The sequence below is a fragment of the Enhygromyxa salina genome (assembly GCF_002994635.1).
GTDB lineage: Bacteria > Myxococcota_A > Polyangia > Nannocystales > Nannocystaceae > Plesiocystis > Plesiocystis salina_B.
The window spans coordinates 36496-48549 of the sequence record NZ_PVNL01000088.1 but is presented as its reverse complement, the minus strand read 5'-3'; the positions used below and the strand labels follow the sequence as shown (position 1 = coordinate 48549).

The window sequence follows — 12054 nt, the reverse complement described above, 5'->3', positions numbered from 1 at the left end:
CGCTTGCACTGAATCCACCCCAACGTATCGAGATAATTCGGCTCCGCAGGCTCCACCCGAAGCGCCCGCCGAACCAGCTGCTCCGCCCACTCGAGCTCGACCCCTTCCTCCGCAAACGTGTACGCAATCGCATTGTCCTGCACGTCGTCCCCCGCGATCGCCAGCGCCGCAGAGTAGTGCTCGACCGCCTCGTCGTAGCGCTCCGCCTCGAGCAGCTCCTCCCCCAACGCCATATGCGTGAACAACTGGTAGTTCGTCCGCCAAGTCGGTGCATGAGCCGCGAGCCCCACCCCCACAAGCCCGCACCCCACCACAACAAAACTCAGCACCGACCTGACCCGCTGCTCCGCAGACCGCGACAGCCCCCACCCCATCGCGCAGCCAAACAGCAGCCCGCCAACATGCCCCGCCTGGGCCAGCGGCGAGCTCTCGAACACCAACGGCAGCGCCGCACCAACGACCAACCAAAACCCCAGCCAAAACCCCAGCACCCTCGCCGAGATCGGCTCCAACGCAGACTGGACATCCGCGCAGCCCCAGGCCCGCGCGACCACCAGGGCGCCAGCCAGCCCAAAGATCCCAGCAGACGCCCCGACCACCAGGGGCGCCTCGGCCCAAGCCAGCGAGCTCGCGCACCCGCCCACGCTCGACACCACGAACAACGCCAGCATCCGCGCGCGACCCCAGGCCTTCTCGGCCCACTCGCCCACGGTCCACAGCCCCAGCATGTTCAGGCCAAAGTGAAGCCAAGATCCGTGCAGTAGCCCGGCAGTCAACACCCGCCACCACTGGTCATCCAACCAGACTCGGCTCGCCGTCAGGGCCCCCGCGGCCTCCAACAGCTCGGCATCCGGCAACACCCACAGGCTCGTCCACGACGCCGCGATCGGATCCGCAGCGCGGGCGATCACGCCCACGACGCAGGCCACAAACGCGCAGCTGCACAGCGCGATCAGGCCCACGGTCGCCGGTCGCGCCCGTAACCGCGATTTCCAGGACATGTGGGACCCTACCCGATGTCGCTCGACCGGCCTACGCCGCCCGAGACGAGCTCAGCGCTGACAGCCGCGTCACACGCGCAACTCGGGCGATTCGGGCGATTTCCCCCTCAGTTCGCCCGCCAGGCTGGCCCTCCGGCTTGCGGCCCGTCCAGCGGCGTTGCTATGGTCCATTCGTTGGTCGTGCGACCACGATCCGCCGCTCTTTTCTGGAGGAGCCCCACCTAAGTGGCGAGGCAAAACCTACTGCTGGTCGACGGTGACACCCGCAGTCGACGGGTGCTCGAGGTGAGCCTGCGCAAGGCTGGCTTCTCTGTGACCACCGCCGAGGACATCGATCAGGCGCTGCTCGTCCTCGAGCACGGCGAGCCTGACCTGATCATCTCGGACACCCGGCTACCGGGACAAGACGGCTTCGCGTTCTGCACCGAGGTCAAGAAGAACGCGAAGTGGGCGGGCATCCCGTTCGTGTTCCTGACCTCGGCCAAGGCGATCGAGGACAAGGTCCGCGGGCTCGAGCTCGGGGTCGAGGATTACCTCGTCAAGCCTATCTATATTAAGGAAGTGACCACGCGCCTGCGCATGCTGATGCAGCGCAAGCAGCGAGAGAAGCTCGAGAGCAAGAACGCGGCACGGACCAAGTTCACGGGCCACCTGGCCGACATGGCCGTGGTGGATCTGTTTCAGACCATCGAGATCTCGCGCAAGAGCGGCACCATCGACTTCGAGACCGACCTCGGCGAGGCCACGATCTGGTTTCGCGACGGCACGATCATCGACGCAGAGATGGGCCGACTGCAGGCCGAACAAGCGGTGTACCGGTTGCTCGGTCTGGCCGACGGCAGCTTCGCGGTCGAGTTCAAGAACATCAATCGCAACCCCGTCATCAAGGAGTCGACCCAGGGCTTGCTGATGGAGGGCATGCGCCGGGTCGACGAGTGGGGACGACTGCTCGAGCAGCTGCCCGCGCTCGACGAGGTCCTCGGCGTCGACCGGGCCGCGCTCGCGGATCTGCCCGACGATTTGCTGCCGCCCGAGCTGCAGGAGGTGCTGCGCCGGTTCGACGGACGCCGGACGATCATCGAGGTCGTCGACGAGACCGGCAAAGATGATCTCGAGGCGCTCGAGGCGATCTCCACCCTGTTCTTCCAGGGCTTGCTCACGCCCGCGCTCGAACACGACCCGAGCGAGGTACGACTTGGCGACAGCCACACGGCGCTGCAGCTCGAGGCCTGGGGCGACGTCCCGACCAGCACCTCGTCGTTCTTCAAGCCGGCCAAGGTCACCCACGAGTCTGGGCCCCACGCGGTCCCGGTCGAGGTGCCGCCAATGCCGAGCTACCCGCACCAGGCCGCGCCGCCGCTCGAAGGCGACGGCCTCGTCGCGGGGCTGCCCGACGAGACCCCCTCACTCGGCGAGGGCCTGACACCGCTGCACGATCCGCAGGTCGACGACGACGATGACGATGACCCCATGTTTCGGGACATCGCCAGTCGCTTTCAAGCGCTCGAGAGCGGCGGTGATGTCGGCGAGCCGCAACCCAACCCCGACGCCTCGAACTCGTCGCTCAACTTGCGGCTCAGCAGCATCAGCGGCGCATGGGGACCGCCCCCGTCGGCCGCCGACACCGGGCTGCCCGTCGACGACGAGCCGCTGCCGCCGATCCCCGGCAGTCCGGCGACCGACCTGCCGCGCCCGCGTCGACCCGACGCCCTCGAGGCGCTCGATCGCAAGCTCTCCGACATCGTCGACTCCGCGAGTGACAGCGGCGCCTTCGCCCTGACCGAGCCGATTGATCCTGGTGATCCTCCCGAGCGGGCTCCCGAGCGGGCTCCCGACCTGCCTGCACGCGGCGACGACTCGCAAAATCGGCAGCTCGCGGCGGCGCAGAATCGCATCGAGCAAGAGGAGGCCGCGCGCAAGCGTGTGATCGCCGAGGTCGATCGGCGAGAGGCGGAGGACCAAGCCGCCGCCAGGCGCCGCTCCGAGCACTCGGGGCTCAGTCCGCTGCCAAGCCCGGTCGTCACCGACGACGACGATGACGACGATGACGCTGTCGACGGCGGCAACGCGGGCCCGCTCGAGGCTGCGTCGGTCGAAGAGGCCGTGCGGATGGTCGATCATCGCCAGCGTAGCCGCAGCCAGACCGAGTCGATGTTTCTCGCGCCTCGACCGGCCCCTGTGGTCGTCCAAGAGGGCGACGACGACGACGACGCCGACGCTCGAGATGACGAGCGCGCCAACATCGAAGCCGAGACGCCCGCCGCCGACGCCGACGCGACGGCCGAGCAGCTCGCCACCGACCAGCGCACGGCCGTCGGTGGCTCGGCACCCGTCGCGCCCAGCGCTCGCACCGACGCCGCGCCAGGCCGGCCGATCAATCCCGCTTCGCGCCAGCCAGAGCCGCGCCGACTCGCGAGTCCCGCGCCGCGAACCGAGTCGTGGCGCAAGCCGCCCAGCCTCGCCGAGCTCGGCCTCGATTTTGGTCGTCCCAAGTCGCCGGCCTCACCAGCGCCGCCCGACGCCGAGCCGCCCGCACCAACTCCAGAACCTGCGGCCAACCAAGCGCCCGTCAGCTCACCGGAAGCCGCTGACACCGCGACACCGGCCTGGGCGATCGACTCCACCGAGCGCAGCGCGACCTCTGGTCAGATCGGGCGCCTCGAGCACGATCCCACGCCCGAGCCTCCCGCCACCGCGCCCGCGCCCGCGGTCACCCCCGCCCGTGCGGCCACCCCCGCGGCCACCGCGTTGGGCAGCTCGAGCGAGGACGATGACTTCGCGTCGTTCGAGGTCAAGATCGCCGAGCCAGCCCACGAGTCGCTCATCGCCGAGCGAGTCCGGAGCCAGTCCGACAGCGCCAGCGCCAGCGCTGCCCGGCGCGAGTCGGCGCTCTCCACCGAGAAGGTGCCCGCGCTCATCAGCGACTACGAGACGCCCGTCGACGTCGGCATCGAGTCTCCCGACACGGTCCAGCCCGACGTCGACAACTCGGAGCCGGCCGGTTCATCCAAGGCCGGGCTGTGGATCGCCGCAGCCGCGATCGCGCTGGTCGTCATTGGCGGCGTCGCGTTCAAAGACCAAATCTTCGGCGGCGACGACACCTCCCAACCCGATCCCAAGCCAGCGCCCAAGCCCGACAGCGCCGACGCGGGCAACGCTGACGCGGGCAACGCCGACGCGAGCTCGGGCTCCGCGGTCGACACAGCCGCGGTTCCATTACAAAACGGGGACGCCGCGGAGACTGGCAAGGCTGGCGAGACCGACCCGGACCCGCCCGACCCGCCCGACAATGGCGCGTTGACGCAAGCCCAGCTCGACGAGATCGAGGACAAATTAAAGACCGCCCGCAACTTCCTCAAGGGATTCAACCGCAAGGACAAAGCAATCGAGATCATTGGTGAGATCCTCGAGATCGCGCCAAGCCACGCGCCGACGCTGCTGCTCCGGGCCGAGATCCTGGTCAACGAGGGCAAGATCGACGAGGCGCTGGCGGCGACCCGACGGGCCAAGATGGCCGACCCCGAGCTCCCCGAGATCTTCTCCACGCTCGGCGCCCTGCTCGAGGTCGCAGACGACAAACCGGGCGCGCTCGAGGCCTATCAGCGCTACCTGGAGCTGTCCCCCGACGGCAGGCAGGCCGCCGCGGTCAAGACCTCGGTCACCCGGTTGGAGCGCGAGCTCGGCAACTGACCTCGGCGATCGGCCCCGACGCGATTGGCCTGCGCGTTCGCTCCGAGCGTTCGGCCTGGGCGGTTGATCCCAGCGTTCGCTCGGATGACCCACCAACCTGCTCGACGCTGAGCCGACTTCCAAACCATGGCACGTGTCCTCGCTATCGAGTCGTCTTGTGACGAGACCGCTGCAGCCGTCGTCGACGGACTGCGGGTCCGCAGCAACGTGGTCGCCTCGCAGATCGAGGTCCACGCGCAGTTCGGCGGCGTCGTGCCCGAGCTCGCGAGCCGCCACCACCTCGACTCGATCACTTCGGTGATCCGCATGGCGATCGAGCAGGCGGGACTCGTGCCCGACAAACTCGGCGAGCAGCTCGACGCGCTCGCGGTCACCGACTCGCCCGGCCTCGTCGGCGCGCTGCTCGTGGGTGTTCAAGCCGCGCGGGGCCTCGCGCTCGCGACCGGGCTGCCGCTGCACGGCGTCCACCACATGCAGGGTCACTTGTTCTCGGCCTTCATCGGCGATGATCAGCGTGAGCCCGAGCCGTTCACGGCTCACCTCGCGCTGCTCGTCTCGGGTGGACACACCGAGCTCGTCCATGTCCGCGGCCTCGGTGACTACGAGATCCTCGGCGCCACGCGTGACGACGCCGCGGGCGAGGCGTTCGACAAGGTCGGCAAGCTGCTCGGCCTGCCCTACCCAGGCGGACCGATCATCGACCAGCTGGCTGCGTCCGGTGATCCGAGCGCCATCGCGTTTCCACGCGCCATGATCAACAGCAAGGATCTCGACTTCTCGTTCGCGGGGCTCAAGACCGCCGTGGCCGTGCACCTCGAGCGTGAGGGCCAACCCAGCTCGCGCGCGCAGCTCGAGGATCTGTGCGCGTCGTTTCAAGCGGCGGTCGTCGATGTGCTGGTCGCCAAGACCTGCGCGGCCCGGCGCGCGCGCGGGTGTGACCGTGTCCACGTCGTGGGTGGTGTCGCCGCCAACGCTGGCCTGCGCGCGCGCTTCGAGCAGGTCGCGGCGAGCGAGGGCTTTGTCCTGGTCGCCGCGCCGCGCCGCTACTGTGGAGACAACGCCGCGATGATCGCCGCCGCCGGGGCCGCCCAGGTCGACGCGGGCTGGACACCGCGGGTCGACGTGCGATCCAGCCTCGCGATCGACGAGCTTCGCTGCAGTCCAGGGCCGGCCGCGACATGACCGACACACCGATCCCCTCTCCCGCCGAGCTGCTGCGCCGACACGGTCTGTCGCCGCGCAAGAGCTGGGGGCAGAACTTCCTGCACGAGCGCGAGATCCACTACGAGATCGTGGGCGCCTCGCGGGCTGGGCCCGGGCGCACGGTCATCGAGATCGGCGCGGGCCTGGGCACGCTCACCGCTCACCTGCTCGCGACCGGCGCCCGCGTCGAGGCGATCGAGCGCGACCGGGACCTGTGCCTGGTCCTGCGCGCCGAGCTGGGCGGCCAGCCACAGTTCGTGCTCCACGAAGCCGACGCGGTCCGGTTCGACTACGCCGCGGTCGCCCAGCCGCTGATCGACGCGGGCCAGAGCCCGCCCGCGGTGGTCGGCAACTTGCCCTACCAGCTCACGGGCGTGCTGTTGTTCGCGCTGCTCGAGCACAGCGCGATCACGGGTCCGTGGATCGTCATGGTCCAGCGCGAGGTCGCCGACCGACTGTGCGCCGAGCCAGGCAGCAAGCGCTACGGGGGCGTGACCGCGGCGCTGTCACGGGTTCGCAGGATCGCTCGGGTCTGCGCGGTCAGTCGCGGCTGCTTCTTGCCGCCGCCGCGGGTCGACTCGGCCGTGATCCGGCTCGACCCTCGGCCCACGCCGCTCGGCGAGGTCGCGGATCCCAACGAATATCTGCGCCTGGTCCGAACCTGTTTTCAGCGGCGCCGAAAGACCCTCGCCAACGCGCTCGCCGGAGTCGCCGTCGACCGCGAGCAGGCGCTGCGCTGGATCGCCGCCGCCGAAATCGACCCCAAGATCCGGCCCGAGCGACTCGGCCCGGCCCAGTTCGCCGCGCTGCAGCGAGCCCGCGAAGCCGAGGCAACCGCGTCACCCGATGCCTGAGCTACCCGAAGTCGAGTCTGTCCGACGCGGCATCGTCCGCGCCAAGATCAACGCGCCCGTGAGCTCGGTCTGGCGCTCCACCCAGGCGCTTCGGATCGGCAAGCACTGGCGGCGCGAGCTCGAGAACCTCGACATCCTCCTGGGTGCGACGCCAGACCAAGTCCGTCGGCGCGGGAAGTATCTGCTGTGGCACATGCACCCGGCCCGCGGCGACGCGCCGCTGGTGCTGTTGATCCACCTGGGCATGTCGGGCCGCTGTGGCGTCGCGGATCCCAGTCAGGCTCGGGTCGTGCACACCCACCTGGTCCTGAGCTTCGCGGACGGCCGCGAGCTTCGCTTCGTGGATCCACGTCGGTTCGGCGGGCTCCGGGCGGGCACCCTCGACGGCATCTATGGCAGCGACCCGATCGCGAGCCTGGGGCCCGAGCCGCTCGAGCGCGGGTTCGGTGGCCCCACGCTCGAGCGCGCGCTCGGCCGGAGCGAGCGAGCCCTGCGTGACGCCTTGTTGGACCAACAAGCCGTCGCCGGGATCGGCAACATCTACGCGATCGAGGCGTGCTTCGAGGCCCGCCTCCACCCACTGCTGCCCGCCCGACGGCTGGCTCCATCGGCCTGGCAGCGGCTCGCCGACGCCGTGCAGGCGGCCCTGCGCCGGGGGATCGACAACGGCGGCACGACCCTCAAAGACTTTCGCAACGTGACGGGCAAGGTCGGGCGCAACCAGGACGACCTGCGCGTGTATGGCCGCGCGGACCAACCTTGCCCGGTCTGCGGCGCGCCGCTCGCCAGCTTCGTGCATCAGGGTCGCAGCGGCGTGCTGTGCAGGCGATGCCAAGCGAAACCTCGGACCCGGCGGGTGCCGTGACTCTGCGCCACCCTCGCCGCAACAGCGCCACCAGCGCGTCGGGGCATTTCGGCGTCCAACCCGCGATCTGACTGATTTCAGAAACCAGGTATGTGAGGTCAGGCTCACTCCGAAACTCGGCAAACCCCAGATCCGGGTCCCCGCGCCGCCGTTTGCGGTGCTCGTGTCCGCGCCGATCCACGCGCATCGAAAAAATGCGCAGCTCGATTGCAACGAACCGGGGCCGTGTCGTGGCCCCGTCCGTTGGGACGCTATGATGGGAACCGTAGCGCTCGTCTGGACCTCCGACTTCGACGCCCGAGCCTTGGACTTGCCTCCCGCGCGGTCGGGGCCGCAAATTCCAGGGGTCGCCGATGCGACGAAGACGATGACTGTCGACGACCAGGCCCCGGCCGACGATGCGCCTCTCGATGGGGTCACGAGCGACGAGGATCTGATGCTGAGCTTTCGAGACGGCGACGGCGCGGCGTTCGAGCAGCTCGTGTCTCGCCACAAGCGGGGCCTCTACAATTTTTTATTGCGAAGCGTGCACAACCCCAGCCGCGCCGAAGAGATGCTCCAAGATGTCTTCTTGCGAGTGATCCGAGCCAAGGATCGCTACCAGCGAACCGCTCGGTTCACGACCTGGATCTACACCATCGCCCGAAACCTGTGCGTGGATGAGAGCCGCCGACAAAAGTTTCGGCGCACGCTCCCGCTCGAGGCCAAGCGTCGCGGCAGCGAGAACGGCCTCACGATCCTCGAGATGACCGACGCCAAGCAAGTCGGCACCGACGCTGCCTCCGAGGCACCCAAGATCCGCGACCGTGTCGCGGCCGCGATCCAAAATCTCCCCGACGATCAACGCGAGGTGTTCGTGATGCGGCAGTTCGGCGGGCTCTCGTTCAAGCAAATTGGCGAGGCCGTCGGCGCCCCCGAGAACACCGTCAAGTCACGCATGCGCTACGCACTCGAGAAGCTGCGCGGCGACCTCCACGACATGGACCCGCGTGAGTCCGCCGAATCGATCGGGTCATCCAAGCCAGCTGTCGCTGGCCAGAAAGCATCCGCAAGTGGCTGAATTCGATCCACGCGAGCTCGACATTCTCGAGGATGCCCTCGAGGACATCGATCAGATCGACGATCTCGCGTCGCTGGGTTTATCGCCGGCGTTGAGCGAGCGGCTCGCCGAGTATCAAGACGTGCTCGCGCTGTGCCGCGAAGCGTTTCCAACCGAGACGCCAGCGGACCACGTGCTCGCCGAGGTCATCGCCGAAGCCCACGAAGTCAGCCGCCGGCCCAAGCTGCGCGACGGCCTCGAGGTGACCGGCGGCTGGCGCAGCTTCTGGGAGCGTTGGCGGGGAACCGTCCTGCCTGGCCTCGCCCTCGCGGGGACCGCCGCCGCGGTGTTGTTGTTGCTCGAGCCCAACGTGATGCGCGACGACAGCCAAGATCGCCTGACCGACGACAGCGCGACCGAGCGAGCCGGTCGGACCAACGACACCGAGCGCTCGCAACCAGCGAGTGAACCAACCTTCGAGTCCAAGGGCGCCGACGACTCGGCCAAGGATGCCGACGACGACTCGCCCGACTCGCCCGACTCGCCCGAGGATGTCGACGATTCCGCTGGCGTGCCGATCGAGGGACAAGACCCCGACAGCGGCAGCCTCGACGATCCTCGGCCGGATCCAGGTTCACTCGCCGTCCCGCAGCCAGACCCGCCGCGCAAGTCCGGCTCGCCGACCCACAAGTCCAAGCCGGCTGCCGAGCCCGCGGTCGCGCCCACACCTGCGCCCGAGCCGATGTCGAAGGACGAGACTTGGACCAGCCTCGAGCGCGGGAACGCGGCCCGACGAACGGGCGACTGCGACCACGCCCACTCGCTCTACCAAGAGATCATCGCCGCCGGCTCGGACTCACTCGCGGTCGCGCGCGCCAAGGCTGGCATCGGCCTGTGCTACGAGCAGGATCGGCGCAGCTCCGAAGCCACCAAGTGGTTTGACGACGCCCGCTCCGAGAAGCCTGGCATCGACGCGTGGATCAACACCCAGCGCGACGAGCAACCGCTGCCGGGTGAGAAGAAGAAGAGCAAGAAGTCCGAAGCGTTCGACGCCGACTCGCTGTAGATCTCGAGCTACAGCGCGGCGCCCCGCGACAGGAACTCGAGGATCGTTGCGACCGGCACGCCGGAGCTGCCCTCGATGTTCACGCCGAAGCCCTTCTCGACGATCGCGGGTCCGGCGATGTCGACGTGCATCCACCGCTTGCCCTCGTTGAACTGCTCGAGGAACAGCCCGGCCGTGAGCGCGCCGCCCCATCGCTCGCCCGTGTTGCGCAGATCCGCGATCTTGCTGTCGAGCATGGACATCAAGGGCTTGGGCAGCGGCAGCCGCCACATGTCCTCGCCGGACTGCTCGCCCGCGGCGACCCACTCGCTCGCGAGCGCGTCGTCGCGGGTCATGACGCCGCAGATGTGAGGCCCGAGGGCGACGACGCAGGCGCCGGTCAGGGTCGCAAAGTCGATGACCAGATCAGGCTCGAGCGAGGCCGCGAACACCAGCGCGTCGGCGAGGGTCAGCCGACCCTCGGCGTCGGTGTTGTTGATCTCGACGGTCTTTCCGTTCGAGGCCCGAAACACGTCGCCGAGCCGATACGCGTTGCCGCTGACCATGTTCTCGGCGGCCGCCGAGATCACGTGGACCTCGTAGGGCAGCTCGAGACGCGCGATCCCATGCATGGCCCCGATCACCGCCGCGGCGCCGCCCATGTCGAGCTTCATCTGCAGCATGCCGTCGGACGGCTTGATCGAGTAGCCGCCCGAGTCGAAGGTCACGCCCTTGCCGACCAGGCAGATCCGGCCCTTGCTCGGGGCCTTGGGCTTGTAGGTCAGGTGGATGAACTTCGCTGGCTCGCTGCTGCCCCGCGCGACCGCCAGGTACAGGCCCATCGAGCGACGCTCGCACTCCTCGACGTCAAACACCTCGCAGGTGACGTCGTGGCCGGCCGCGCGCAGCTCAGCCGCGAGCTCGCCCGCGGTCTCGGCCAAGTAGGTGGGTGTGACCAGCTCGGCGGGGCCGTTGCCAAGATCCCGGGCCCGACTGATCGCCTGCGCGATGATCTGCCCGCGCTCGGTCCCCGCCCGGCGTCGCGCCGTGTCGCCGGGTGCCACGACGGTCACCGTCTCGAGCCTGGCGGGCTTGCGACGATCCTCGCCGAGGTAGCGCTCGTAGCTGTAGCCGGCCAGCTCGAGCCCCTCGGCGATCTGCCTGGCCGTGCGCTCGTCGTCAGCACCGAGCCGACCGCGAACATCCAGCACCAGGTTCACGACGCCCGTGCTCCGAGCGGCTCGTCCGGCCTCGAACGCGAGCCTGCGCACCGCCGCCACCTCGTCGAGCTCGGCACCCCCGAGCAACAGCACCTGTTGAAACTCGGGCGCGCTGACCGAGAAGCGGAAGCTATCGCCGGGGTTCCCCTCGAAGCTCGCGCTCGTGGCCGCCGCCATCACACCGGCCCCAAAACGTTGATCCAGGACCTCGATGTCGTCCTTGGTGACGGCGACCACCAACAGGCTCTCCGGTTTGGTTGGCGGTAACTCGGAACCCCAGTCGATCTGCAGCATAGGCGACATAAACCTACACGCGAACCGGCCAGACGAGAAGCGGTCACAGTCGGCGCCTACTGCGTGCCTGTGGGGTCAGCCGCCGGAGACCTGAACGGAGCATCAGTGATGCATACATGTCATCAAGTGAGCGTAAAGATCGCTCACCTTGCTACAAGGATCACTCAACTTCCTATAATTGAGTATCAAAGTTGTTAATTAGAGTTGACATGCATGATCCTGCTTTGTACGGTGCGCGATACTGCCACCCTGAAGGAGGGTCCACCGATGAATACCGAAGCTACCGAGGAAGCGAAGCCCGCTACCAAGAAGAAGGCCGCCAAGAAGAAGGCTGCCAAGAAAAAGGCCGCCAAGAAAAAGGCTGCCAAGAAACCGGCGAAAAAGAAGGCTGCCAAGAAAAAGGTTGCCAAGAAGAAGGCTTCCAAGAAGCCCGCCGCCGCCAAGAAGAAGGCCGCCGCCAAGAAGAAGCCGGCCAAGAAGAAGGCCGCCAAGAAGAAGGCCGCCAAGAAGAAGCCGGCCAAGAAAAAGGCCGCCAAGAAAAAGGCCGCCAAGAAGCCGGCAAAAAAGAAGGCCTCCAAGAAGGCCGCCAAGAAGCCGGCAAAAAAGAAGGCCTCCAAGAAGGCCGCCAAGAAGCCCGCTTCCAAGAAGGCCGCCAAGAAGCCCGCCTCCAAGAAGAAGGCTGCTCGGAAAAAGGCCTCCAAGAAGAAGCCGACGTCCAAGAAGTAGGCCGCGTGCTCGCTTCGGGAAGCCGCCGGGGTCTCTCCGGCGGCTTTCGCACGTCTGGCCCGTTGGCGCACGTCGGGCGCACGTCTGGGCGCGGGCGCACGTTCGTGGAGGTGGACC

General features: G+C 68.1%; 9 protein-coding genes. 7 read left to right on the top strand and 2 right to left on the bottom strand.

Going from position 1 to position 12054, the window contains the following annotated elements; genetic code table 11:
- The coding region (locus ENSA7_RS22105; protein ID WP_146157990.1) for a rhomboid family protein at nt 1-1001 on the bottom strand (1001 nt) is incomplete at its 3' end.
- Nucleotides 1002-1226: 225 nt separating this feature from the next.
- Between ENSA7_RS22105 and ENSA7_RS22100 the strand changes: the two genes are divergently transcribed.
- The 6 genes from ENSA7_RS22100 to ENSA7_RS22075 all read left to right on the top strand — a co-directional run bounded on the left by ENSA7_RS22100 (nt 1227) and on the right by ENSA7_RS22075 (nt 9718).
- Nucleotides 1227-4691, top strand: coding sequence for a DUF4388 domain-containing protein (locus ENSA7_RS22100; protein ID WP_106091306.1), 3465 nt, complete (start codon nt 1227-1229; stop codon nt 4689-4691).
- A 126-nt stretch (nt 4692-4817) separates the two neighbouring features.
- The gene (tsaD, locus tag ENSA7_RS22095; RefSeq protein ID WP_106091305.1) at nt 4818-5873 is read left to right on the top strand and encodes a tRNA (adenosine(37)-N6)-threonylcarbamoyltransferase complex transferase subunit TsaD; all 1056 of its coding nucleotides are present in this window, start codon (nt 4818-4820) and stop codon (nt 5871-5873) included.
- Nucleotides 5870-6748, top strand: coding sequence for a 16S rRNA (adenine(1518)-N(6)/adenine(1519)-N(6))-dimethyltransferase RsmA (gene rsmA / locus ENSA7_RS22090; protein ID WP_106091304.1), 879 nt, complete (start codon nt 5870-5872; stop codon nt 6746-6748). Before tsaD ends, rsmA begins: the two co-directional genes overlap by 4 nt.
- Nucleotides 6741-7613, top strand: a complete 873-nt coding sequence (gene mutM / locus ENSA7_RS22085) for a bifunctional DNA-formamidopyrimidine glycosylase/DNA-(apurinic or apyrimidinic site) lyase (RefSeq protein ID WP_106091303.1) — start codon at nt 6741-6743, stop codon at nt 7611-7613. The genes rsmA and mutM overlap by 8 nt, the downstream gene beginning before the upstream one ends.
- A 367-nt stretch (nt 7614-7980) precedes the next feature.
- Complete coding sequence (locus ENSA7_RS22080) at nt 7981-8673, top strand: RNA polymerase sigma factor (protein WP_106091302.1); 693 nt, start codon at nt 7981-7983, stop codon at nt 8671-8673.
- Nucleotides 8666-9718, top strand: coding sequence for a tetratricopeptide repeat protein (locus tag ENSA7_RS22075; RefSeq protein ID WP_106091301.1), 1053 nt, complete (start codon nt 8666-8668; stop codon nt 9716-9718). Before ENSA7_RS22080 ends, ENSA7_RS22075 begins: the two co-directional genes overlap by 8 nt.
- Nucleotides 9719-9726: 8 nt before the next feature.
- Here ENSA7_RS22075 and ENSA7_RS22070 read toward each other — a convergent pair whose 3' ends face one another.
- Nucleotides 9727-11211: a leucyl aminopeptidase family protein gene (locus ENSA7_RS22070; protein ID WP_181233991.1), complete on the bottom strand. Its 1485-nt coding sequence runs from the start codon at nt 11209-11211 to the stop codon at nt 9727-9729.
- A 267-nt stretch (nt 11212-11478) separates the two neighbouring features.
- Between ENSA7_RS22070 and ENSA7_RS45835 the strand changes: the two genes are divergently transcribed.
- A complete protein-coding gene (locus ENSA7_RS45835) occupies nt 11479-11937 on the top strand; it encodes a hypothetical protein (protein ID WP_106091311.1) in 459 nt (152 codons plus the stop codon).
- Nucleotides 11938-12054: the final 117 nt, after the last annotated feature.

Excerpts from the sequence above, each read along its gene's own strand:
- mutM (WP_106091303.1), top strand. The coding sequence starts at position 6,741 with ATGCCTGAGCTACCCGAAGTCGAGTCTGTCCGACGCGGCATCGTCCGC.
- ENSA7_RS22070 (WP_181233991.1), bottom strand. The coding sequence starts at position 11,211 with ATGCTGCAGATCGACTGGGGTTCCGAGTTACCGCCAACCAAACCGGAG.
- tsaD (WP_106091305.1), top strand. The coding sequence starts at position 4,818 with ATGGCACGTGTCCTCGCTATCGAGTCGTCTTGTGACGAGACCGCTGCA.
- rsmA (WP_106091304.1), top strand. The coding sequence starts at position 5,870 with ATGACCGACACACCGATCCCCTCTCCCGCCGAGCTGCTGCGCCGACAC.
- ENSA7_RS45835 (WP_106091311.1), top strand. The coding sequence starts at position 11,479 with ATGAATACCGAAGCTACCGAGGAAGCGAAGCCCGCTACCAAGAAGAAG.
- ENSA7_RS22080 (WP_106091302.1), top strand. The coding sequence starts at position 7,981 with ATGACTGTCGACGACCAGGCCCCGGCCGACGATGCGCCTCTCGATGGG.